The sequence below is a fragment of the Streptomyces sp. BYX5S genome (assembly GCF_054724165.1).
Map to the genome: position 1 here is coordinate 3,769,220 of NZ_CM138829.1, position 23,141 is coordinate 3,792,360.

Genomic DNA, 23,141 nt, shown 5'->3' on the forward strand with positions numbered 1-23,141 from the left:
ATGCAGGCATGGCAAGTGCACGAGAACGGCGAGCCGAGCGAGGTGATGCGCCTCGACGAGGTCGAGCGCCCCGTGCCCGGCGAGGGGCAGGTTCTGCTCAAGGTGCGCGCCGCCAACATCAACTTCCCGGACGCGCTGCTCTGCAAGGGGCAGTACCAGGTCACGCCCCCACTGCCGTTCACGCCGGGCGTGGAGATCTGCGGCGAGACCGAGGACGGCCGCCGTGTCATCGCGACCCCCGCCCTGCCGCTGGGCGGCTTCGCCGAGTACACGGTCGCCGACGAGCGGACGCTGCTGCCCGCCCCGGAGTCCCTCGACGACGCCGAGGTCGCGGCCCTGCACATCGGCTACCAGACCGGCTGGTTCGGCCTGCACCAGCGCGCCCGCCTCCAGTCCGGCGAGACGCTGCTCGTGCACGCCGCCGCGGGCGGGGTCGGCAGCGCCGCCGTACAGCTCGGCAAGGCCGCGGGCGCCCGTGTCATCGGCGTCGTCGGCGGCCCCGAGAAGGCGAAGGTCGCGGCCGAGCTCGGCTGCGACGTCGTCGTCGACCGCCGCTCCGAGGACGTCATCGCCGCCGTGAAGGAGGCCACCGGCGGGCACGGCGCCGACGTGATCTACGACCCGGTGGGCGGCGACGCGTACCGGCAGTCCACGAAGGTCGTCGCCTTCGAGGGCCGCATCGTCATCGTCGGCTTCGCCTCCGGCGCCATCCCGACCGCGGCGCTCAACCACGCCCTCGTCAAGAACTACTCGATCCTCGGGCTGCACTGGGGCCTGTACGCCACCAAGAACCCAAAGCTCATCCCGCACTGCCACCAGAAGCTCACCGAGCTGGCCGCGAGCGGTGCCATCAAGCCCCTCGTCAGCGAGCGCGTCGACCTGGCGGACGCCGCGTCCGCCGTGCAGCGCGTCGCCGACGGCGTCACGACGGGCCGCGTCGTCGTGGTGCCGGGCCTCGGCGCCCGCACGCAGGAAGGAGCCCGCGCATGACCGTCGACGCAAGCCAACTGCGCACCCGCGCACAGGAATTCCTCGCCGCGCACCCGCCCGCCACCACGAGCCGCGAGGACTTCCTCAGCGCCCGCTTCGACGCCGGACTCGCCTGGGTGCACTACCCGGAGGGCCTCGGCGGGCTCGACGCGCCGCGCGCCCTCCAGGCCGTCGTCGAGGCCGAGATGACGGCGGCGGGCGCTCCGGACAACCACCCGCGGCGCAACGGCATCGGCCTCGGCATGGCCGCCCCCACCATCCTGCGCTACGGCACCGAGGAGCAGAAGCGGCGCTTCCTCAAGCCGCTGTGGGTCGGCGACGAGATCTGGTGCCAGCTGTTCAGCGAGCCCGGTGCCGGCTCCGACCTCGCCGCGCTCGGCACCCGCGCCGTCCGGGACGGCGACACCTGGGTCGTCAACGGCCAGAAGGTGTGGACCTCCAACGCGCACAACGCCCGGTTCGCGATCCTCGTCACCCGCACCGACCCGGACGTGCCCAAGCACAAGGGCATGACGTACTTCGTGTGCGACATGACCGACCCCGGCGTCGAGGTCCGGCCGCTGCGCCAGATCACCGGCGAGGCCGAGTTCAACGAGGTGTTCCTCTCCGACGTACGGATCCCCGACGCCCACCGGCTCGGCGAGGTCGGCGACGGCTGGCGGGTCGCCCAGACCACCCTCAACAACGAGCGGGTCTCCATCGGCGGCATGCGTGTGCCCCGCGAGGGCGGACTCGTCGGCCTCGTCGCGGGGACCTGGCGCGAGCGCCCCGAACTGCGCACCCACGACCTGCACCAGCGCCTCGTGAAGCTGTGGGTCGAGGCCGAGGTCGCCCGCCTCACCTCCGAGCGTCTGCGCCAGCAGCTCGTCGCCGGACACCCCGGCCCCGAGGGCGCCGGCATGAAGCTCGGCTTCGCCCGCCTCAACCAGGAGATCAGCGGCCTGGAGGTCGAACTCCTCGGCGAGGAAGGGCTGTTGTACGACGACTGGACGCTGCGGCGGCCGGAGATCGTCGACTTCGCGGGCCGCGAGGCCGGTTACCGGTACCTGCGCGCCAAGGGCAACAGTATCGAGGGCGGGACGAGCGAGATCCTGCTGAACATCGTCGCCGAGCGCGTCCTGGGCCTGCCGTCCGAGCCGCGCACCGACAAGGACGTCGCCTGGAAGGACCTCGCCCGATGACCGCTTCCGTGAACACCGAGCCCGACCTCCTCTACTCCGAGGAGGAGGAAGCGCTCCGCTCGGCGGTCCGCGACCTGCTCACCGACCACTGCGACGCCACCGAGGTCCTGGCCCGCGTCGAGACGGACACCCCGCACGACCGTGAGCTGTGGAAGAACCTCGCCGAGACGATGGGCCTCGCCGGTCTCCTCGTTCCGGAGGACAAGGGCGGCCAGGGCGCCTCGCACCGCGAAGCGGCCGTCGTCCTGGAGGAGTTGGGGCGCGCCGTCGCCCCGGTCCCGTACCTGACGAGCGCGGTCATCGCCACGGAGGCGCTGCTCGCCTGCGAGGGCGACGAGGCGTCGAGCCTGCTCGCCTCCCTCGCCTCCGGCCGCACGATCGGCGCGCTCACGGTGCCGCTGGCGGCGACGGCGGGCCAGGACTTCCGGGACGTGCGCGACGAGGGCGGGACCCTCACCGGCCGCGTCACCGGCGTCGCGGACGCGGCCGCCGCCGACGTGTTCCTGGTGCCGACCGCGAGCGGCCTGTTCGCGGTCGACGCGGGCGCCGAGGGCGTCACGGTCGAGCCGCAGGTCTCGCTGGACCGTACGCGCCCGCTGGCGGTCGTGTCCTTCGCGGGTGCCGCCGGGCGCAGGCTGACCGACAGCGCGGCGACGGCCGTGCGGCGGGCGCTGCGGGCCGGTGCCGGGCTGCTCGTGTCCGAGCAACTGGGCCTCGCCGAATGGCTGTTGACGGAGACCGTGCGCTACACGAAGGAGCGCCACCAGTTCAACCGTCCCGTCGGCTCCTTCCAGTCGCTCAAGCACCGCCTCGCCCAGCTGTGGCTGGAGACGGTCAACACCCGCGCCGCCGCCCGCAACGCGGCCGACGCGCTGGCCACCGGCAGCGAGGACGCGGACATCGCGGTCGCCGTCGCGCAGGCCTACGCGGCGCCCGTCGCGGTGCACGCCGCCGAGGAGGCGCTCCAGTTGCACGGTGGCATCGGGATGACGTGGGAGCACCCGATCCATCTGTACCTCAAGCGCGCCAAGGCGGACTCGATCGCGCTCGGTACGGCGGGACGGCACCGGGAGGAGCTGGCCGAACTGGTCGACCTGCGGGCCCCCTGACGGCGGCAGCCGCGCGCACAACTTCACAGCCGGGTTTTACCTCTCCTTGACGGGATGCCATTATTGCGACTCGTTCGCAATAACGACTGATCTTGAATAGGGGTGGGTGACGTGGCCAGGCCGGCACGGAGCGCGATAGCGGGAGCAGCGGTCACCGCACTGGCGGTGACCGCTGCGGCCTGCGCGGCGCCGAACGACGACGCCAAGGGCGGCGGCAGCGACAGCGCCGTGGTCGGCATCGCCTACGAGCCCGACAGCCTCAGCCCGCTCCTCGGCTACGGCAAGGACGGGAACTCGAAGATCTTCGACGGACTGCTCACGCACGACGCCGACATGAAGCTCAAGCCGGCGCTCGCCGCCGAGCTGCCGAAGGTGAGCGACGACGGCCGCACCTACACGTACGAGCTGCGCGACGGCGTGAAGTTCAGCGACGGCGAGCCGTTCACGTCGAAGGACGTCGTCTTCACGTACGAGACCATCCTCGACAAGAAGACCAACAACGCGTCCAGGACCGAACTCGACGCCGTCGAGAGCGTCGAGGCCAAGGGCGACGACACCGTCGTCTTCCACCTCAAGTACCCCTACGCGCCGTTCGCCGAGCGCACCGTCCTGCCCATCGCGCCCGAGCACGTCGCGGGCCGCCAGGACGTGAACAACGGGAAGTTCACCACCAAGCCGATCGGCACCGGACCGTACACGCTGGTCAAGTGGTCCAAGGGCGAGAAGCTCGTCTTCAAGGCCAACCCCGGCTACTGGGGCGGCGCGCCCAAGGTCAAGAACTTCACCATGGCGATCATCAAGGACGACGACGTGCGCGCCACCCGGCTGCGCTCCGGCGACCTCGACGGCGCCATCCTGCCGCCGAACCTCGCCAAGACGTATCAGGCCGACACCGCCAAGAAGACGTACGCGGCGAACTCCTTCGACTACCGCGTCGTCACCCTGCCGACCGGCAACGAGGTGGCAGGCGACACCGACATCCGGCGCGCCCTCGACATCGGCGTGGACCGGGGGACCATGGTCGACCAGATCCTGGAGGGCGCGGGCAAGGAGGCGTACGGCCCGGTGCCCACCGACAGCCCCTGGTTCACCCGGGGCACGGAGCGCGCCCACGACGTGGCGAAGGCCAAGAAGCAGCTGGACAAGGCGGGTTGGAAGCCGGGCAAGGACGGCATCCGCGAGAAGGACGGCGTGCGCGCGGCGTTCCCGCTCTGGTACCTCACCGGCGACAAGCTCCGCCAGGACCACGCCCTCGCCTACGCCTCCGACGCCAAGAAGCTCGGCATCGACGTCAAGGTCGAGAGCGGCACCTGGGAGGTCATCCAGCCGCGCATGCCGAAGGACGCGGTCCTCGCGGGCGGCGGCGCCCCCGCCGACCCCGACTTCGACCAGTACACGCTCCTCAAGTCCTCCCTCGCGGGCGACGGCTTCAACAACATGGCGCACTACGACAACGAGAAGGTCGACGCCGCCCTGGAGGAGGGTCGCCGCACCGACGACCAGGCGAAGCGGCAGGCCGCGTACGACACCGTGCAGCGCGAACTCGTGAAGAACCCCGGCTACACCTTCCTCACCCACATCGACCACCTGTACGTCGTCGACAAGAAGTTCGGCGACCTCACCACGCAGACCGAACCGCACGACCACGGGCTCGCCTCCGGGCCCTGGTGGAACGTCGAGGACTGGCGCGCATGAGCAAGCGGCTCCCCTGGGGGCCGATGGCGCGTCTGACGGGCCGGCGGATCGCGTTCGCCGTGCCCGTCCTCGCCGCCGTCACCTTCGGCGTCTTCGCGATCGCCGCGGCGTCCCCCTTCGACCCCGTCAAGGCGTACGCGGGCACGGCGGGCCTCACCGCCTCGCAGGAGAACCTCGACCAGCTGCGCGCCAACCTCGGCGTGGACCAGCCCCTGTTCACGCGCTGGTGGCAGTGGCTGACGGCGGCGCTCACCGGCGACCTCGGCGACTCGGCCGTCATGCGGCAGCCGGTCGCGCAGGTCATCGGCGAGCGCCTCGGCTGGTCCGTGCTCCTGGCCGCCACCGCGTTCCTCGTCGCCGTCGTCCTCGGCACCCTCCTCGGGGTCCTCGCCGCGCGCCGGCAGGGCGGCTGGTTCGACCGGGCGATCACCTCGCTCGCGTACACCCTGGAGGCCGCGCCGCCGTTCTGGCTCGGCCTGCTCGCCGTGTGGCTGTTCGCCCTGAAGCTGGGTGTGCTCCCGGCCGGTGGACTGACCGACACCGGCTCGTCGACCGTCACCGCGGGACAGGTACTGTCCCATCTCGCGCTGCCCGCGGGCGTGCTGGCCGTCTCGCAGCTGCCCTGGTTCGTCCTGTACGTACGCCAGGGCGTCGGCGACGCGCTCGACGAGGACCCCGTGCGCGGGGCCAGGGCGCGCGGCCTCGCACCGCGCACCGTCCTGTTCGGGCACGCGCTGCGCTCCGGCACCCTGCCCGTGCTCACGCTCATCGGCTCGCGCGTACCCGAACTCATCACCGGGGCGCTGCTCGTGGAGACCGTGTTCAGCTGGCCCGGCATCGCGGCCGCCACCGTGCAGGCGGCGACCTCCGTGGACTTCCCGCTGCTCGCCGCCGTCACCGTCCTCGCGACGCTCGCCGTCCTCGCCGGGAACTGGGCCGCCGACCTCCTGTACGGCATCGCCGACCCGAGAGTGGGCTTCGATGGCTGAACAAGCCCTGCACTGGCGCACGCACGGGGTGCGGCGCCGCTCCACGCGCGCGTGGCGGATCCGTACGTCCGCGGTGATCGTGACACTCGTCGTCCTCGCCGTCCTCCTCGTGCCGCCGCTCGTCCACCTCGACCAGCAGGCCGTCGACCTCGCGGCGAAGCTCCGGCCGCCGTCGTGGGCGCACCCGTTCGGCACCGACGACGTCGGCCGCGACCTGCTGCTGCGCTGCGTGTACGGGCTGCGGGTCTCGCTGCTCGTCGGTGTGGTGGCCGCGGTCGTCGCGACCGTCATCGGCACCGCCGTCGGGGCGCTCGCGGGCGCGCTCGGCGGGTGGGTGGACCGGGGCGTGATGCGCGTCGTGGACACGTTCTCGTCGGTGCCGCACCTGCTGCTCGGCATCTTCATCGTCGCGATGTTCCGGCCCGGCGTGTGGCCGGTCGTCGTGTCCGTCGGCCTGACGCACTGGCTGTCGACCGCCCGCATCGTGCGCGCGGAGGTGCTGTCGCTGCGCTCGCGGCCCTACGTCGACGCGGCGATCTCCGGCGGGGCCTCGCGGTGGCGGGTGACCGCGCGCCACCTGCTGCCCGGCGTCCTGCCACAGGCCGCGCTCGCCGCCGTCCTCATGGTGCCGCACGCCATCTGGCACGAATCGGCCCTGTCCTTCCTCGGGTTGGGCCTGCCCACCCACCAGGCCAGCCTCGGCACGCTCGTGCAGACGGCCCGCGGTTCGCTCCTCGCGGGCGACTGGTGGCCGACCCTCTTCCCCGGCCTGTTCATCATCGTGCCGACCCTGGCGATCGCGGGCCTCGCGGGCGCCTGGCGCGAACGCCTGAACCCCCGCCGCCGATCGGAGCTGACCCTGTGACCACGGTACTTTCGGTGGACGGCCTGTCCGTACGGTTCCGGATGCGCGACGGCGCGTACGTCCGGGCCGTCACCGACGTCTCCTTCGAGCTGCGGGCGGGGGAGTGCCTCGCCCTCGTGGGGGAGAGCGGCTGCGGCAAGTCCGTGCTCGCGTCGGCGCTGCTCGGCCTGCTGCCCGGGAACGCGGAGACGGCCGGCGCGGCGCGCGCCGGTGACCTGGACCTCATGACGGCGGACGAGGCCACGCTCGCGCGCACCGTCCGCGGCCGCCGGGTCGGCCTCGTGCCGCAGAGCCCCGCCGCGCACCTCACGCCGGTCCGTACGGTGCGCTCACAACTGGCCGAGACGCTGCGGCAGTTGACGGGAGCGCCGCGCCGCGGCCCCCGGCTCCAGGCGGCGGTGCGGGCCGCCGCCGAGCGGGCCGCCTTCCCGCCCGACCACCTCGACCGGTACCCCCACGAACTCTCCGGCGGCCTCGCCCAGCGGGCCGCGACCGCCCTCGCCCTCGTCGGCGACGCGCCCCTGCTCCTGGCGGACGAGCCGACCACGGGCCTCGACCGCGACCTCGTCGAGCGGACCGTCGACGAACTGCGCCGCCACATCGGCACCGACCGCGCGCTCCTGCTCATCACGCACGACCTCGCGGCGGCGCGGCGGATCGCCGACCGGGTGGCGGTGATGTACGCGAGCCGCATCGTCGAACTGACCGGGGCCGACGCCTTCTTCGGCGCTCCGGGCCCCCGCCACCCCTACGCCCGGGGCCTCCTCGACGCGCTGCCCGACCGCGCGTTCACCCCGATCCCCGGCATGCCCCCGGAACTCGGCGCGCTGCCACGGGGCTGCGCGTTCGCGCAGCGCTGCGGGTCCGCCGACGAGCGGTGCGCCGAACCGCCCCGCCTCACGCACGGCGTGGCCTGCCACCACCCCGTACCGGCCCACCAGGAGGCCACCCGTGCTTGAACTGCACTCCGTCACCGCCGGTTACGACCGTCGGGCCCCGGTCCTGCGCGACGTGTCGCTCACCCTGCGCCCCGGCGAGAGCGTCGGACTCCTCGGCCCGAGCGGCTGCGGCAAGTCGACGCTGGCGCGCGTCGCGGCGCTGCTGCACGCCCCCGACGCGGGCCGCGTCGTCGTCGACGGCGCACCGGCCCGGGGCTGGCGGCACCGCGCCCCGCGCGCCCAGCGCACCGCGTTCGGCGTCGTCTTCCAGCAGCCCCGCCTCTCCGCCGACCCCCGGCTGCGCCTCGCCGACCTGATCGCGGAACCCCTGCGGGCGAACGGCGCCGCCCGCACCGCACGGGTGCGCGAACTCGCCGACACGGTGGGCCTGGGCCCCGACCTCCTGCCCCGCCGCCCCCACGAGGTCAGCGACGGCCAACTCCAGCGCGCCTGCCTGGCCCGCGCCCTCACCCTGCGCCCCCGCTGGCTGATCTGCGACGAGATGACCGCCATGCTCGACGCGTCGACCACGGCCGCGCTGGTGGGCGTGGTGGAGGACTACCGGCGGGAGAGCGGGGCAGGGCTGCTGGCGGTGGGGCACGACCGGGTGCTCCTGGAGCGGTGGTGCGAGCGGACGGTGGAGTGGGGCGAGCTGGTCGGAACCTAGGGCCTGATCCAAACGACAGGCCCCAGCGGTCAGGGACGGGCGAGCACCGACGCGGCGTCCCCCGGAGCGCGGGCGGCGTCGTCGGCCCCGGCCGGGCGGGCGGGGCACGGCGTGTTCATCAGCACCGCGACGACCACCGCGCCCGCCAGCAGGATCCCCGCGGCCCACGTGCCCGCCGTCACGAACCCCTCCAGCATCGCTTCCTTCGCGAACGCCGGGCTCCTGCCCTGCGCGGCGTGCGCGGCCACGTAGGTGGCCGTCGCGCTGGTGGCGATGGTGTTGAGCAGCGCGGTCCCCAGCGAACTGCTGACCTGCTGCGCCGTGTTGACGCTCGCCGAGGCGACGCCCGCGTCCCGCTGGTCGACGCCGTGCGTGGCGTAGTTGAAGGCCACCGGCATGATCATGCCCGAGCCGAGCCCCAGCAACAGCCCGGCGACCAGCACCCCCTCGACGTAACCGGAATCGGTCTCCAGAGTGCGCAGCCACAGCATCCCGGAGGCCACGAGCGTCAGCCCCGGCACGATCAGCGCGCGCGGCGCGGCCTTCGGCAGCAGCCGGGCCGCGAGCCCACCGGCGGACAGCAGCACCGCCAGGGTCATCGGCAGGAACGCCACCCCGGTACGGACCGGCGAGTACCCCTTCACGGCCTGCAAGTAGTACGTCAGGAAGAGGAACGCGCCGAACATGCCGACCATCGCGAGGCCCACGCTGAGATACGCGCCCCCGCGGGTCCGGTCGGCGACCAGCCGCGGCGGCAGCATCGGCTGCGCGACCCGGCTCTCGACGAGAGCGAACGCGGCGAGCAGCACGGCGCCCGCGGCCAGCAGCCCGAGGACGTTCGCCGAGGCCCAGCCGTCGGACTCCGCGCGGCTCGTGCCGTACACGAGGGCGACGAGCCCGCCGGTCACCAGAAGGACGCCGGGAAGGTCGAACCGGGCGCGTCCCGCGGTCCGCGACTCGGAGATCAGCGCGTGGCCGCCGACCGCCGCGACCAGGGCGATGGGCACGCTGACGTACAGGCACCAGCGCCAGTCCAGGTACTCGGTGAGCGCGCCACCGGCGAGCAGTCCGATCGCGCCGCCCACGGCCGTCACGGCGCCCCAGATCCCGAACGCCCTGGCGCGCTCCTTGGGCTGCGTGAACGTCACCGTGAGCAGGGAGAGCGCGGACGGGCCGAGCAGCGCGGCGAACGCCCCCTGCAAGGCGCGGGCGCTCAGCAGGACTCCGAAACCGTCCGCGGCGCCACCGAGCGCCGACGCACCGGCGAAACCCAGCAACCCGATGAGAAAGGCCCGTTTGCGGCCGGTGCAGTCGGCGATCCGACCGCCGAGCAGCAGCAGGCTGCCGAACGCCAGCGTGTACGCGGTGATGATCCACTGCCGGTCGCCGTCGGAGATGCCGAGATCCCGCTGGAGCGACGGCAGCGCGATGTTCACGACCGTGCCGTCCAGAACGATCATGAGCTGGGCCAGCGCGATGAACAGCAGCGCGGACCAGCGGCGCGCATCGGCCGACCGGGCCTGCGCGTTCGCCGCTTTCGTCAGTGGCATGACTTCTTCCCCACTTCAGGTGCTGCGCGCCGCGGCGGGCGTGGCCACGGCGACCGGACGCACACAGGACGTCCGCGCCCCGCACCGCGTGACACTCCGCTCTTGTGACCTGCGCCACTCGGCCCGGATGTCACAGAGTGGCGCCGGGCGTCGTCTGATGCCCGACGCAGGAGCGAGGCCGACGAGACGGGAGCCGGGGATGAGCGGACGCGACGAACCGAAGAATGCAGGGGCGGTGGACGCGGCGACGGCCGTGTTCGTCGCCCACCGCAATCTGCTGTTCACCGTGGCCTACGAGATGCTCGGCTCGGCCGCGGACGCCGAGGACGTCCTCCAGGAGACCTGGCTGCGGTGGGTGCGCGTCGACCTGGCCGCCGTCCGGGAGCCGCGCGCCTACCTCGTGCGCATCGTCACCCGGCAGACGCTGGACCGGCTGCGCGCGCTCGGGCGCCGCAAGGAGTCCTACGTCGGGCCCTGGCTGCCCGAACCGCTGCTGACCACCCCGGACGTGGCGGAGGACGTCGAACTCGCCGAGAGCGTCTCCATGGCGATGCTGCTCGTCCTGGAGACGCTTGCGCCGGTCGAACGGGCGGTGTTCGTGCTGCGCGAGGTGTTCGCCCTGGAGTACGAGGACATCGCCGCCGCCGTCGACAGGACCCCGGGCGCCGTACGGCAGATCGCCTACCGGGCGCGCTCCCACGTCGCCGCGCGCCGGCCCCGCGGCATCGCCTCCCCGGCCCAGACCCGAGCCGCGCTCGAAGCGTTCCAACGCGCGGTCGAGACCGGCGATCTGCGACGCCTGCTCGACATCCTGGCCCCGGACGTCGTCGCCCTCAGCGACGGCGGCGGCATCAAGCACGCCCTGCTGCGGCCGGTGCTGGGCGCCGACAAGGTGGCGCGCCTGCTGGCCACGGGCTGGTGGCGGCGCGATGCCCACAGGTCCGTCGAGATCGTCCCGATCAACGGCGGCCCCGGCCTCGTCGTCCGCGTCGCCGGGGAGGTCGACGGTGTGGTGGCGGTCCGCGTCGAGAACGGCCTCGTCACCGGCGCTTACCACGTGCGCAACCCCGAGAAGCTGTCACGGGTGGAACGGGCGACGACCGTGAGCCGGTGACCGATCCGGCCACACGCGACCGCCGCGCACGCCCGTGACCGGCGCGTTGCGGGGCGCCCCGGTGAACCGGGGGAGTCCGTCCGGCCAACTCCCGTCCCACCTCTGCCGGTTCGGCGACACGGCCGCGCATACTCACCGTGTCCCACCGGCCCACCACGGGAGGCACGCATGGCCCCGACCACTCGTCGCAGAGCCCTCGGCACCCTCGCCGGCGCGCTCGCCGCCGGATCCGTCGCCGGAACCGGCGTCGCGCAGGCCACCGGCGGCAAGCGCGGCCCCGGACCGCTGCGCCGCGCCCACGCCCACAACGACTACGAACACCAGCGGCCCCTGTTCGACGCGCTCGACCAGCGGTTCAACAGCGTCGAGGCCGACATCTACCTCGTGAACGGCGACCTCCTCGTCGCCCACGACCCCGTCGACCTCGACCCCGCCCGCACCCTGGACGCCCTCTACCTCGCCCCGCTCGCCGCCCGCGTGAGGGCCAACCACGGCTCGGTGTGCCGGGGCTGGCGTACCCCGCTCCAACTGCTCGTCGACATCAAGACCGACGGCGCGGCCACGTACAAGGAACTCAACCGCCAACTGCGCGGCTACGGCCGCCTGTTCACCACGTACGCCCATGGGCGGGTGCGCAAGGGGGCGGTGACGGCCGTCGTGTCCGGTGACCGGGCCGCCCGCGCGCCCATGGAGGCGCAGCGTGTGCGCAGCGCCTTCTACGACGGGCGCCTCACCGACCTCGGCAGCGCGGCGCCCGCCTCGTTCATCCCGCTCATCAGCGACAACTGGGCCAACAACTTCACCTGGCTGGGCAGTGGGCCGATGCCGGACGCGGAGCGCGACAAACTGCGCGGCATCGTCGGCGCCGCGCACGCGCGCGGACAGCGCGTCCGCTTCTGGGCGACACCGGACGTCGCGGGCCCCGAACGGGACGCCGTATGGCGCGAATTGGTGGCAGCCGATGTCGACCACCTGAACACCGACGACCTCGCCGGGCTGCGCGCGTTCCTGGAAACGTACGACCGGTGACCCCCCGTTAACACCCGTTCGGGGGACAGGTCGTGCCCCGGTCGGCGTCCTTCGCTGCGTCACACTTGCGGCCGACAGCCACGGTGTTGACGTGGCGGAGGAGGTCCGGCGATGTCCCTGTCCATTTCCGTCGTGCTGCTGCTCCTGGTCGTCGCGGTGCTGTTCCTGCGCAACGGGGCCATGAAGCTGTCGCACGCCGTCGTGTGCGTCCTCCTGGGCTTCCTGCTCGCGGGCACGGACGCGGCGCCGACCATCCACGACGGCATCAACTCCACCGCCGGGCTGGTCAGCAGCCTCGACCCGTGAGCCCGTGGGGGAGCGCTACCCGGCGGCCGAGAAGACCCCTATGCCGTTCGCGACCGCACGCTCCGGCGGATCGCTCGGATGATTGCGGACCGTCACCGTCGCCGCCCCCGGCGGGCGCGCCACCAGCGTCGACGAACCGCCGCCGTCCAGGCTGAAGGCGTCGTCCGAGCCCAACGACCGCATGGCGGACGCCACTTCGGCGATCGACATGCCGGTGCGGTAGGCGGGCGCCCCGTCGAGGGCCAGCAGGAACAGGGTGCGGCCGTGGTCCCCGACACCGGCCGCCGTGCGCACCGCCGACGTGGCCGCGTCCAGACCGGGCAGCGGCGCCCCGTCGCGCAGCACCGGGTAGCCGCCCACCGCGAAGCGGTACGGGACGTGCGACCGGGCGGCGACGAGCCGGTGGCGGACCGCGACCGGGTCACCCGCCGACAGCTTGTGCAGCCACTGCGCCCCCGCCTCCCGGCCGACCAGCACCGTGGTGCCGCCCGCTATCGTCCCGCTGCCCGGCGTCTCGGCCGACGCCACCACCCGCCCGCGCCGCACCGTCACCTCGTACGTGTCCGTGCTGCACGGCGCGGCCCGCTGGGTGTCCGTGCCGCAGGTCGCCCGCACCCGCGACACGCTGCCCCAGTCGGACGTGAACGCCCCCACCGAACCCACCGGCAGCGCGTACTGGTTGAGCCCGCCCAGCGGCAACCGGTCGTCCCGCGTACGGACCGACCCGTCGAGCGCCAGACTGTCGAGCCGCGCGCGGCGGTCGACACCGACGCCGAGGACGTCCTGCGTGGACGTGCCGGGCGGCAGCGCGGGACCGAAACGCTGCCCGTTGGGCACGGCCGCCTTCAGCGCCTGCCCGGACGCGATCGCCGGTCCGACCGCGGCGCCCGTCACCTCGACGCCCGGGTGCTGGCTCTCCGTAATGTTGAAGAAGTCCCCGTTGACCCCGCCGACGGCGCCGCCCGTGTCGGCCATCGAGGACACGGTGGCGCGCGCCCCGACCACGCCCGGATGCAGCAGGTCCACCCGCACGCGCGGGTCGGTCAGATCGACGGTGAGGACATGCGCGTGCGCGGTGCCCTTGGCGGCGGGGACGTCGAACTCCGTGTACGTGACGCCCGGAGCGATCCGCTCGCCGGAAGCGGCGCCGGCCGGTGACGCACCCGTGAGGGCGGCACCGGCCAGCATCGAGGCGACCCCGAGGGCCGCGAGGAATCGTCTGCCTCTCTTGCCAACTCTGGTCTGCATCTGGGGAGTTCAGCAGACCTGGAGGCGTGCGTCGATGGCTAGGCGCCGACCAGCCGGGAACGGATCAGGAAACGTACGCCCTCGGGTGCCTCCAGCGAGAACCCGCTGCCGCGGCCCTCGACGACGTCCACGATCAGCCGGGTGTGACTCCACACCTCGTACTGGCTCTTCGACATCCAGAACGACACCGGTTCCGCCACCCCCGCCACCGAGAGCTCGGCGAGCAGCACGTCGGAGCCGCCCGTGCGGAACTCGCCCGCCGGGTAGCACATCGGCGCGCTGCCGTCGCAGCAGCCGCCGGACTGGTGGAACATCAAGGGGCCGTGGGACGCGCGCAGCCGCCGCACCAGTTCGGCGGCCTCGGTCGTCAGCTCCACGCGGGGTACGTCGGTCATGACACGCCAGTCAAAGCGGCAGGACGTTGCGACCACGTTGCACGCGCGCGACGACGCTCCGCATAAGCTCCGCACATGGAACAGAGGGAGATCATCCTGCGGGCGATCGGCGTGCTCACCGAGACGCACGAGATGGTGCGCAGGCTCAGCGACGGCGAGCAGCTCGACACCGACCTGACCCAACTGGGAAGACTCGTGTCGGAGGTGTTCCCGACCATCGAGATTCCGTCCGGGGCCACGCCGGAGGAGGCGGCCGAACTCACCATCGCGGCGCTCATGCCGGCGAGCGTGTCGCTCGTCGAGGCGTTCGCGTTTCTCTTCACGCAGCTCGCGAAGATCCACGACGAGGGCCGCGGCGACGTCAGCTCCAGCGAACTGCTTCAGGAGATCGCCCTGCGGATGTCCGATCCGGGCGACACGGAGGCGGAGGCCGACGAGGGGCCGTAGGGCCCGCCTGTCGCGGGGAGAGCCGGGCGGGGCGTCCCGGCTCTCCCCGCGTCGCGTCCCGGCTTTCTCAGCCGCCCGAGCGCGGCGTCGGCGCCGCGGTGGCCGTCGTAAAGTTGCGCGGCTTCCCCGACGCGTCCAGCACGTCCCAGCACAGTTCGGGCCGCCCGTCCGCGTAGCCCTCGCGGAGCAGCGGCGCCAGCGTGGCCACCGTCCCGCCGCGTTCCAGGACGTCCGCCACGGCTTCGAGGTAGTCGGCCAGTGAGGGCCAGCCCTCCGTGAAGTCGCCGGAGCCGTCGTGCCGGCTCATGCCGAGCCGTCCCCGCTCCGGGCCCTCGCTCAGGTCGATGATCTGCGCGTCGGCGTTGTCGTGCGCCCACGGTATCCACCGCGGGTCCCAGTAGGTGCCCAGGTCGTCGTCGCCGAGCCCCGCCTCCTCCTGGTCGGGCCACACCTCGTAGCGCAGGATGTCCATGCGCATCCGCCAGAAGTCGACGATCCCGGCGACCGAGCAGGGCGACGCCACGGGGAACGTGAGGCCCCAGTGCCGCAGGCCGTCGTGGCGGGCCAGCGACCGCAGCAGCGAATCCGGGAAGCGCAGCCCCAGCTCCGTCTGCGCCCGCTCGACCTCGGTGGGGTCGGCGGGCGGGGCGAGGCCCTCGTAGGACACCGGGGCGTGGACGCGCAGCCAGTCCTCGATGCGCGTCCAGGCGGCCTGCACGCGGTCAGCTGTGTTCGACATGCCCCGAGTCTCCCCGACACCACCGACCACCCTCGGCGCCGGGCCCCGCGCTACTTGGTCGGCCCCCGGAACCGTCCGAACGCCTTGCCGAGCGTGCCGAACGGCGAGACCTCCTTGTGTTCGGCCGCCTCCGACGCCGTGCGCGGCAGACCGTCGCCGCCCGACGTCTCGGCGAGCGCCGCCCGCGCCGCTTCCGCCGCCTCCCGGTAGCTGTCCCGGGACTTCGTCATGGCGTCGAGCGCCTCGGCGTACCGCGTCACCATGTCCTGCGCGTGCACCAGCTCCTCGTCCGGCGTCAGCAGGTGCCAGCCCTTGCGCAGCCGCGTCAGGGCCTGCTCCGCCTCCCCGGTCAGCGGGCGCGGGAACGCCATGAACTCCCGGATCCGGTCGAGGAGTTCGGTCGGCTCGCTGCCGTCGAGGAACACGCTGCGCACGGTGAAACGGTCCGCGGTGTAGTCCGGGTGCGGCGGTGTGGTCGGCAGCACGACGCCGCCGCCGCGCGGCATGCCGGCCTTGAAGTCCTTGCGCAGGCCGAAGTCCACGATCTGCGCCTGCTCCGGCGTCGCCCGGTGCTCGACCACACGGTGCCGCAGACTCGGCGGCAGGTACTCGGTGATCGAGCGCTGGCCGCGCGCGTCCGGCGTCATCGCCTCGTGGATGACGACCTGCACGTACCAGCTGTCGCGCGAGCAGTCCTTCAGCAGGCGGCGCAGCTCGTCGTCGTCCTTGGGTAGATGGTTCGGCGCCCGCAGGCGCAGGCCTGCGACCGTGTCGTGGTCCCACGGCACCCGGTCGGTGTCCGGCCAGAACATCGACGCCGGAGACGGCCAGGTCAGCTCCCAGGCGCGCTCCGCCTCGGCGGCCAGGATCCAGGAGATGCCCTGCGGGCCCTTCGCACGGGTGTCGGGCTCGTACAGCGTGAGCTGGCCGCGCACCGTCACGTTCTCGGCGACGCGCCAGCGCGCCTCGAACACCCGGCGGGCGCCGGGGCCGGGCACGGAGTCCTCGTCGCGCGGGTGCAGGACCGTGGAGCGCGCGGCGTCCTCGGGATCGAGGTCGAGGAAGTCGTCGAGCACACCCGCCGCCTTGAGGGCGATCAGGTTGCGCCGGACGTCCCGCTCGGGTTCGGACCCGAGATGGCGTCCGCGGCCGAGCCACACGGTGTCGGGGACGGGTGTCGGAGTTGAGTTCTTCTTCGCCATGGAGTCGTTCTGTGAGTGATCGGGGCGCGACCAGTATGGGTCCGTGGGCGCGCCGGGGCCAGAGCAGGGTGGGCCGGTGTCGGGATTGTCGCGCGTGTGTGCCCGATTCGCCCTCCGTGTACCCCGGCGTGGCGCGATCCATCCCGTACGCTCGCCGAATGGCCAGGTACTTCGACGTGCACCCAGCAAACCCGCAAGCGCGCCTCGTCTCCGCGATCGCCGACGGCATCCGCGACAGCGCGCTCGTCGCCTACCCCACCGACTCCTGCTACGCGCTCGGCTGCCGGCTCGGCAACCGGTCGGGCGTCGACCGGATCCGGCAGATCAGGCAGCTCGACGACCGGCACCACTTCACCCTGGTGTGCCAGGACTTCGCCCAGCTCGGCAGGTTCGTCCAGATCGACAACGACGTGTTCCGCGCCATCAAGGCGGCCACGCCCGGCAGTTACACCTTCATCCTGCCCGCGACCCGCGAGGTGCCGCGCCAGCTCCAGCACCCCAAGAAGAAGACCGTGGGCGTGCGCATCCCCGACCACGTGGTGACGCAGGCGCTGCTCGCCGAGCTCGGCGAGCCGCTGCTGTCCAGCACCCTGCTGCTGCCCGGCGAGGAGGAGCCGCTGACGCAGGGCTGGGAGATCAAGGAACGGCTCGACCACCAGGTGGACGCCGTCGTGGACTCCGGCGACTGCGGCACCGTGCCCACGACGGTGATCGACTTCTCCGGCGGCGAGGCCGAGATCGTTCGGCGCGGCGCGGGGGACACCGAGCGCTTCGAGTGACTCAGGCCGACGCCGTCGTGCCCAGATAGCGGATGTGCGGGCGGGCGCCGGGGCGGGTGACCTCGGCGCGCACCCCGTACACGTCGGCGATCAGCTCCTCGGTGAGCACGTCGCCCGGCTCGCCCGCCGCCACCACCCGGCCCTCGCGCAGCACGACGACTTGCGCGCAGTAGGTGGCGGCCAGGTTCAGATCGTGCAGGGCGACGACGCTCGTGACGTCCAAGGTGCCGATCAGGTCGAGGAGTTCGATCTGGTGCTGAATGTCCAGGTGGTTCGTCGGCTCGTCCAGCAGCAGCTCGCGCGGCTCCTGCGCCAGGGCCCGCGCGATCTGCACGCGCTGGCGTTCGCCGCCCGACAACGTGTGCCAGGTGCGGTCGACGCGGTCGGTGAGCCCGGTGCGTTCCAGGGCCGAGCGCACCGCCGCCTCGTCCGCGGCCGACGGCGACGAGAAGGCCCGCCGGTGCGGGATGCGGCCCAGGCGGACGACGTCGCCGACGGTCAAGTCGACCTGGGTGTCCGACTGTTGCTCCACCACGGCGATGCGGCGCGCGGCGTCGCGGCGTCCCACCGAGGCCAGCGGCTCGTCGTCCAGCATGACCGTGCCACTGTCCGCGGCGAGCACGCCGGAGAGCAGCCGCAGCAGGGTCGACTTGCCCGAACCGTTGGGGCCGAGCAGACCGGTGATGCCCCCGGGATGCGGAGTCAGGCTCACTCCGTCGAGGATGAGCGCGCCGCCGGCCGACCGGGACACGCGCTGCGCGCGCAGACCGGCGCTCATCGTGCCGCCTTCCGCCGGTACAGCACGAACACGAACGCCGGGACGCCGATCAGCGACGTCACCACCCCCACGGGAACCTCCTGCGGATCGAGAACGGTACGGGCCACGGTGTCCACCCACACCAGGAACAGCGCGCCGGTGAGCGCGGTGACCGGCAGCAGCCGGGCGTGCCCCGGCCCCACCAGGGCGCGTGCCGCGTGCGGCAGCACCAGCCCGACGAAACCGATCGCGCCCGCGGTGCTGACCAGCGCCGCGGTGAGCAGCGCCGTGACGCACAGCAGCACGATCCGGGTCCGCGCCACATGGACGCCGAGCGCGGCCGCCGCCTCCGGCCCGAACGCGAAGGCGTCGAGGGTACGGGCGTGCCCCAGGCACACCGCGAGACACACCACGAGGACCGAGAGGCACAGCCACACATCGGTCCAGTCCGCGCCGCTCAGCGAGCCGAGCAGCCAGAACAGGACGCTGCGTGTGGTCTCCGCGTCGGCGGACGTCAGCACGATGAACGAGGTCAGCGCCGAGAACAGCTGCATCGCGGCGACACCGCAGAGCACCACGCGGTCCACCGTTCCGCCGAGGCGATGACTGAGCAGCAGCACCAGGGCGAAGGAGACCACCGCGCCGAGGAACGCGCCCCCGGACAGCGACAGCACACCCCCGCCGAGGGAGAGCACCACCACGAGGACCGCGCCGGTCGACGCCCCCGAGGAGACCCCGAGGACGAACGGGTCGGCCAACGGGTTGCGCAGCAGCGACTGGAGCACGGTGCCGCAGACCGCGAGCCCGGCCCCGCACACCGCGGCGAGCAGGGTGCGCGGCAGCCGCAGGTTCCACACGATGCCGTCCCGGATCGGGCTGAGGTCCGAGGAGCCCCAGCCGAGGCGCGCCGCCACCGCCGACCACACGTCCGCGACCTGGATGTGGGCGGGACCGATGGTGATCGCCACGGCGAGCGACACGCACAGCAGCAGCACACCCGCCGACCACAGCGCGGTGGGCCTCAGCGCCCTCACTTGTCGCGCTCGGCCGGGCCGAACTTCTTGATCGCCGCGGCGACCTCCTCGATCCCGTCGATCGTACGGATCGTCGGGTTCATCGCCTGACCGCTGAGGAACACGTACCGCTTCTCCTTCACGGCGGTCATGTTCTTCGTGACGGGGTTGCTCTCCAGGAACTCGATCTTCGCGGCGCCGGACTCGGCGGTCTGCGAGCGGCGGGTCAGGTCGCCGATGACGAGCAGGTCGGGGTCGCGGTCGGCGACCGTCTCCCAGTTGATCTGCGGCCATTCGTCGTGCGTGTCGTCGAAGACGTTCTTCGCGCCCAGCTCGCCCGTGATGATGCCGGGGGCGCCGCAGCAGCCCGCCATGTAGGGGGACTCGGAGTTGGCGAACCAGTAGAGCAGGCTGACATCGCCGGCGTCGACGGACCGGGTGGCCTTGGCGACGCGGGACTTCAGCCGCTCGATCAGCGCGTCCCCGCGGTCCTCGACGTCGAAGACGCGCGACAGATCGCGGATCTCGTCGAACACGGTGTTCAGGTCGAGCGCCTTCGTGCGCCGGCCGTCGCCGTCACCGCTGTTGTCCTTGCCGACGCAGTCGGCGGGGGAGAGGTACGTGGGCACGCCGAGCTTCTCGAACTGTGCGCGGTCGGCCACGCCGCCCTTGCTGACGGTCGCCAGGAAGGAGGCGGTGACGAAGTCCGGCTCCTTGTCCAGCACCTTCTCGAACGACGGGTACTGGTCGGCCAGCCGCGGCACCTCGGCGTTCTGCTTCTCAAGTCCCTTGAGAACGGGGTCGGTCCAGGTGGCGGTGCCCACCATGCGGTCGGCGAGCCCCAGCGACAGCATGATCTCCGTGGAGCCCTGGTCGAGCGAGACGGCGCGCTTCGGCGTGTGCGCCACCTCGACCCGGGTCCCGCAGTTGTCGAGGGTGACGGCGGACCCGGCGTTCTTGGATCCGGCCGAGGTGTCGGCGTCGCCGCCGCAGGCGGTCAGGAGCAGGGCGCCGGCCATCAGGGGCACCAGCAGGCGGACACGGCGTGCGAAGGGCACAGGGATTCCTTCAGTACAGGGCTCGAACGCGGAGCCGACGGACGGACACCCCCCGCGCCACGCGGCGCCGGAGGCCGCCAGCAGGTCTTCGGACTCGGGGTCGTCCGAGCGAAGCGCCTTCCCAGGCCGGTTCATACGGCCCAGTGGCAGTGGCTCCGCCCGTCACCCTCACCGCTGCGCGTCAGCTCCGGATTCCCACCGGATTCCCTGACCCGTGTGCATGCAAAAACGCACAAAGGTACGACTGGCTCGGCGAAACTATCACACCGTCACCAAGCCCCCCGCCGGTCGCTCACCACGTCCGGTACGGCAGGAACTTGCCGTCCAGGGTGACCACCACGCGGTCGCCCTTCGGGTCCTCCCTGCGCGCGACGTCCATCGAGAAGTCGATCGCCGACATGATCCCGGAGCCGAACTTCTCCTCGATGACCGCCTTCAGCGTGGTGCCGTAGACCTGCACGATCTCGTAGAAGCGGTAGACCAGCGGGTCGGTGGGGACAGGGGTGTCCAGCGAGCCGCGCGAGGCGTCGCGGCACAGCGCGGCGACCGTCTCGTCGTCCAGCGAGAGCAGCGCCCCGGCGCGGGCCGCCTGGTCCCGGCTCATCGTGTTCTGGCCCAGCAGCGCGGACGCCGTCCACACCTCGTGCGCGCCGACGGTCTCGGCGATCTTCTCGAACGACAGCCCGGCGCTCTCCTTGGCGGCCAGGACACGACGGGTTGCTTCGGCGCGGTCGATCACGGCGACTCCTGTGGTGGGTGCGTACGGTCTCGGCCGACACCTACCGACCCGTTGTTACGGCCGTCGGTCCGGCGTGTTCGCCGCGGGTAACACGGCGGTACGCCCCGCTGCCCACCCGCCGTGTCACCGTTCGGCGTTGAGCGCGTCCACCGCGCCCTGGGCGTCGCCGATCGTGGCGTAGTCGACGGCGACGAAGTTGACCGGCCTGCCGCGCGCGCGTTCGCAGCGGTGCGCCCGGTCGAGTACGTAGCGGCGCGCGTTGACCTCGCCCGCGTCGATACGGCTGCCGCCGTTGTTGGTGATGAAGTGGTTGAGGAGGAAGAGGCGTTTGTCGTCGCCGCCGCGGTGCGGGACGCAGCTCATCTCGTCCGGGCTGCGGAAGGCGAACGGGGTCTCCATCCCGTACCGGTAGAAGTTGCGGTACCAGGGCGCCGGGCCGTCCGCCTGCTCCGCGAACACCACGAGACGGCGGCCGCTGTCGATCATCTCGCCGAGCGTCGGCCACGGCTTCGCCGGGTCGGGGTCCGGGCGGCGGACCAGTCCGTCGAGCCCGGCCTGCCGGAAGGCCGCGCGGGTGTCCTCGGCCGGGATCGCGTCCTGGATGATCAGCGTGACCACGTCGTCGGGGTGGGCCTTCAGCCAGTCGCCCAGCTCACGCAGCGTCGGCACCAGGCCGATCGCCCCCGCCCGGCACACCGAGTGGCACAGCCACATGCCCTCGCGCGGCGGATTGACCGTGTTGACCGCGGAGCGCACCAGCGCCCGCTGCTCCGCCGTGAAGTCGGATGCGTTCAGCCGCTCGGTGATCTGCTCGGGCGTCTCCCAGCGGTAGGTGTCCAGTTGCAGCCCACGCGCCCCCTGGTCCAACTGCGTGCCGATGCCCGGGTCCTGGAGCGGCCCGATGAAGTGGTCCGCGGTCGTCGACATCGCGTTGTGCGTGGTCAGGAACGCGACCTCGTCGTAGGGGCGGTCGCACAGCTCGGCGCTGCCCCCGCACACACGGGCGGCAGCCGGGGCGGACGCCAGCGGCATCAGCACCATCCCCGCGACCGCCAGGCACGCCGCCCCGAACCCCAGGCCCACCGCCCGCCGCGGCGACCCCAGCCGCTCCCGCGCCACCCGCGGGACCCGGCCCGTCGGCTCCCGGCGCAGGAGCAGGCCGACCCCGGCGAGCAGGGCCCCGGCGAGCACGGGGACGAGGGCGGCCCACAGCGCGGTCGCGGTGACGTGCCCGACGGCGGCGCGCTGCACGTCGTCGACGAGGCGGGCCAGGCTCGGCGGCCACGAGTCCGGCGGCGCGACGAGCCGCCCGTCGGTGATCAGACGCGTCACCCACGCGGCCAGCGCGGTGAGCGCCCCGCCCGCCGCGAGCGGGATCCCGAGGAGGACCAGTCGGCGCCCGGTCTGCGGCGGACCGAGCAGCCACAGCGCCACGAGCGACAGCAACAGCAGCACCGCCGCGACGACTTCGAGCACCCCGAGGCCGACCGCCGTGTACGGGCGCACCTCGCGCAGCCCCGTCAGGTCGTTCCCGGACGCCTCCAGGGTGTCGGTCAGGTCCCAGCGGCCGCCGTCGACGAGCGACCGCAGCTGGGCCGCCGCGTCCTGGGTGCGCTCGGTGACGAGGGCCGGGGCGACGGCGGCGAGCGCGGTGCCGACGTCCCCGTCCGCGAGCGCCGTCCCGACCTCCGGGCGCAGCTGCGCGCGCTGCCCCTTCGGTACGAGGGCGAGCAGCGCGTCGGCGGCCCGGTCCGCCTGGTCGGGCGTCAGCGGCAGGTTCGGCAGGCTCTCGGGCGCCCGCCCGGCGGCGAGTTCGCGCACGTCGTCGGCGAGCGTCCGACGGAACCGGTCGAAGTCGGGCTCGGAGCGGTTCTGGACGCCCGCGACGAGGTCGCCGAAGTAGGTGTGGCCCAGGTCCCCGAGGCCCGCCAGGACCGGACGCACATCGACGACGAGGCGCAGCTCGTCACGGTCGCCGTTCAGATAGCCGACCGCCGCGTCGATCTGCTGCCGCGTCAGGTCCCGCAGCGTGTCCGGCGGCAGGACCAGCTTGACGTTGGAGGTGATCTGGGCCTCCGGCACGGCGAGCCCGGCGAGCAGGTCACGGGTGACGGGGGCCGCCTCCGGATCCACCAGGACCTCGTTGTAGAGCCGGTCGTAGGCGTGCTGCTCGTCGAGGACCGCCGCGTGGAAGCCGGGTTCGAGGAGCGTGCCGCGGACGGTGGCGGTGACGCACACGGTCAGCGTGGAGACGGCGGCCACGACGAGGGCCACCACGCGGAGCAGCGGATGGAGCGCGACCTTCTCCATGCCCTTGACGGTACCGGTGCC

At 72.9% G+C, this 23,141-nt stretch carries 23 protein-coding genes and 1 riboswitch; of the genes, 13 read left to right on the top strand and 10 right to left on the bottom strand.

The window, feature by feature from the left end; translation table 11 throughout:
* From ACYBSK_RS17160 to ACYBSK_RS17195, 8 genes are all read left to right on the top strand, one after another.
* On the top strand, window positions 1-990 hold the full coding sequence (locus tag ACYBSK_RS17160; RefSeq protein ID WP_460246721.1) for an NADPH:quinone oxidoreductase family protein: 990 nt from the start codon (window positions 1-3) through the stop codon (window positions 988-990).
* Window positions 987-2,171, top strand: a complete 1,185-nt coding sequence (locus tag ACYBSK_RS17165; protein ID WP_460246722.1) for an acyl-CoA dehydrogenase family protein — start codon at window positions 987-989, stop codon at window positions 2,169-2,171. The genes ACYBSK_RS17160 and ACYBSK_RS17165 overlap by 4 nt, the downstream gene beginning before the upstream one ends.
* The gene (locus tag ACYBSK_RS17170; RefSeq protein WP_460246723.1) at window positions 2,168-3,280 is read left to right on the top strand and encodes an acyl-CoA dehydrogenase family protein; all 1,113 of its coding nucleotides are present in this window, start codon (window positions 2,168-2,170) and stop codon (window positions 3,278-3,280) included. The genes ACYBSK_RS17165 and ACYBSK_RS17170 overlap by 4 nt, the downstream gene beginning before the upstream one ends.
* Window positions 3,281-3,391: 111 nt before the next feature.
* Complete coding sequence (locus tag ACYBSK_RS17175; RefSeq protein ID WP_460246724.1) at window positions 3,392-4,975, top strand: ABC transporter substrate-binding protein; 1,584 nt, start codon at window positions 3,392-3,394, stop codon at window positions 4,973-4,975.
* Window positions 4,972-5,964 carry an ABC transporter permease gene (locus ACYBSK_RS17180; RefSeq protein WP_460246725.1) on the top strand — a complete coding sequence of 331 codons (993 nt, stop codon included), beginning with the start codon at window positions 4,972-4,974 and terminating at the stop codon, window positions 5,962-5,964. The genes ACYBSK_RS17175 and ACYBSK_RS17180 overlap by 4 nt, the downstream gene beginning before the upstream one ends.
* Entirely contained in the window at window positions 5,957-6,829 is an 873-nt protein-coding gene (locus ACYBSK_RS17185) for an ABC transporter permease (protein WP_457477976.1), read from the top strand. The genes ACYBSK_RS17180 and ACYBSK_RS17185 overlap by 8 nt, the downstream gene beginning before the upstream one ends.
* A gap of 41 nt (window positions 6,830-6,870) precedes the next feature.
* Window positions 6,871-7,788 carry an ABC transporter ATP-binding protein gene (locus ACYBSK_RS17190; protein ID WP_460247047.1) on the top strand — a complete coding sequence of 306 codons (918 nt, stop codon included), beginning with the start codon at window positions 6,871-6,873 and terminating at the stop codon, window positions 7,786-7,788.
* The gene (locus ACYBSK_RS17195) at window positions 7,781-8,434 is read left to right on the top strand and encodes an ABC transporter ATP-binding protein (protein WP_460246726.1); all 654 of its coding nucleotides are present in this window, start codon (window positions 7,781-7,783) and stop codon (window positions 8,432-8,434) included. Before ACYBSK_RS17190 ends, ACYBSK_RS17195 begins: the two co-directional genes overlap by 8 nt.
* A 29-nt stretch (window positions 8,435-8,463) precedes the next feature.
* Here ACYBSK_RS17195 and ACYBSK_RS17200 read toward each other — a convergent pair whose 3' ends face one another.
* Window positions 8,464-9,984 (bottom strand): MFS transporter, encoded by a 1,521-nt coding sequence (locus tag ACYBSK_RS17200; RefSeq protein ID WP_460246727.1) that lies wholly within the window; start codon window positions 9,982-9,984, stop codon window positions 8,464-8,466.
* A 157-nt stretch (window positions 9,985-10,141) separates the two neighbouring features.
* On the opposite strand from ACYBSK_RS17200, the gene ACYBSK_RS17205 reads away from it, so the two are divergent.
* The 3 genes from ACYBSK_RS17205 (at window position 10,142) to ACYBSK_RS17215 (ending at window position 12,433) form a co-directional block, all read left to right on the top strand.
* Entirely contained in the window at window positions 10,142-11,098 is a 957-nt protein-coding gene (locus ACYBSK_RS17205; protein WP_460246728.1) for an RNA polymerase sigma-70 factor, read from the top strand.
* A gap of 168 nt (window positions 11,099-11,266) precedes the next feature.
* Window positions 11,267-12,127: a phosphatidylinositol-specific phospholipase C/glycerophosphodiester phosphodiesterase family protein gene (locus ACYBSK_RS17210; RefSeq protein WP_460246729.1), complete on the top strand. Its 861-nt coding sequence runs from the start codon at window positions 11,267-11,269 to the stop codon at window positions 12,125-12,127.
* A 111-nt stretch (window positions 12,128-12,238) separates the two neighbouring features.
* The gene (locus ACYBSK_RS17215) at window positions 12,239-12,433 is read left to right on the top strand and encodes a hypothetical protein (RefSeq protein ID WP_457477981.1); all 195 of its coding nucleotides are present in this window, start codon (window positions 12,239-12,241) and stop codon (window positions 12,431-12,433) included.
* A 15-nt stretch (window positions 12,434-12,448) separates the two neighbouring features.
* On the opposite strand, the gene ACYBSK_RS17220 is transcribed toward ACYBSK_RS17215, so the two are convergent.
* The gene (locus ACYBSK_RS17220; protein ID WP_460246730.1) at window positions 12,449-13,681 is read right to left on the bottom strand and encodes a phosphodiester glycosidase family protein; all 1,233 of its coding nucleotides are present in this window, start codon (window positions 13,679-13,681) and stop codon (window positions 12,449-12,451) included.
* 38 nt (window positions 13,682-13,719) lie between these two features.
* Window positions 13,720-14,076: a DUF779 domain-containing protein gene (locus tag ACYBSK_RS17225; RefSeq protein WP_457477983.1), complete on the bottom strand. Its 357-nt coding sequence runs from the start codon at window positions 14,074-14,076 to the stop codon at window positions 13,720-13,722.
* Window positions 14,077-14,151: 75 nt separating this feature from the next.
* On the opposite strand from ACYBSK_RS17225, the gene ACYBSK_RS17230 reads away from it, so the two are divergent.
* Window positions 14,152-14,523 (top strand): hypothetical protein, encoded by a 372-nt coding sequence (locus tag ACYBSK_RS17230; RefSeq protein WP_460246731.1) that lies wholly within the window; start codon window positions 14,152-14,154, stop codon window positions 14,521-14,523.
* Window positions 14,524-14,590: 67 nt separating this feature from the next.
* On the opposite strand, the gene ACYBSK_RS17235 is transcribed toward ACYBSK_RS17230, so the two are convergent.
* Complete coding sequence (locus ACYBSK_RS17235) at window positions 14,591-15,262, bottom strand: SMI1/KNR4 family protein (protein WP_457477985.1); 672 nt, start codon at window positions 15,260-15,262, stop codon at window positions 14,591-14,593.
* 50 nt (window positions 15,263-15,312) lie between these two features.
* The gene (locus ACYBSK_RS17240) at window positions 15,313-16,464 is read right to left on the bottom strand and encodes a hypothetical protein (protein ID WP_457477986.1); all 1,152 of its coding nucleotides are present in this window, start codon (window positions 16,462-16,464) and stop codon (window positions 15,313-15,315) included.
* Window positions 16,465-16,622: 158 nt separating this feature from the next.
* Between ACYBSK_RS17240 and ACYBSK_RS17245 the strand changes: the two genes are divergently transcribed.
* Window positions 16,623-17,243, top strand: a complete 621-nt coding sequence (locus tag ACYBSK_RS17245; protein WP_457477987.1) for an L-threonylcarbamoyladenylate synthase — start codon at window positions 16,623-16,625, stop codon at window positions 17,241-17,243.
* A 1-nt stretch (window position 17,244) separates the two neighbouring features.
* Here ACYBSK_RS17245 and ACYBSK_RS17250 read toward each other — a convergent pair whose 3' ends face one another.
* From ACYBSK_RS17250 to ACYBSK_RS17270, 5 genes are all read right to left on the bottom strand, one after another.
* Window positions 17,245-18,021 carry an ABC transporter ATP-binding protein gene (locus tag ACYBSK_RS17250; protein WP_457477988.1) on the bottom strand — a complete coding sequence of 259 codons (777 nt, stop codon included), beginning with the start codon at window positions 18,019-18,021 and terminating at the stop codon, window positions 17,245-17,247.
* Window positions 18,018-19,034 (bottom strand): FecCD family ABC transporter permease, encoded by a 1,017-nt coding sequence (locus ACYBSK_RS17255; RefSeq protein WP_457477989.1) that lies wholly within the window; start codon window positions 19,032-19,034, stop codon window positions 18,018-18,020. The genes ACYBSK_RS17250 and ACYBSK_RS17255 overlap by 4 nt, the downstream gene beginning before the upstream one ends.
* Window positions 19,031-20,071 (bottom strand): ABC transporter substrate-binding protein, encoded by a 1,041-nt coding sequence (locus tag ACYBSK_RS17260; RefSeq protein ID WP_457477990.1) that lies wholly within the window; start codon window positions 20,069-20,071, stop codon window positions 19,031-19,033. The genes ACYBSK_RS17255 and ACYBSK_RS17260 overlap by 4 nt, the downstream gene beginning before the upstream one ends.
* Before the next feature lie 62 nt (window positions 20,072-20,133).
* A riboswitch (cobalamin riboswitch) is annotated at window positions 20,134-20,335 on the bottom strand.
* 28 nt (window positions 20,336-20,363) lie between these two features.
* On the bottom strand, window positions 20,364-20,810 hold the full coding sequence (cynS, locus tag ACYBSK_RS17265) for a cyanase (protein ID WP_457477991.1): 447 nt from the start codon (window positions 20,808-20,810) through the stop codon (window positions 20,364-20,366).
* 123 nt (window positions 20,811-20,933) lie between these two features.
* A complete protein-coding gene (locus ACYBSK_RS17270) occupies window positions 20,934-23,120 on the bottom strand; it encodes a hypothetical protein (protein ID WP_460246732.1) in 2,187 nt (728 codons plus the stop codon).
* Between the last annotated feature and the right edge of the window lie 21 nt (window positions 23,121-23,141).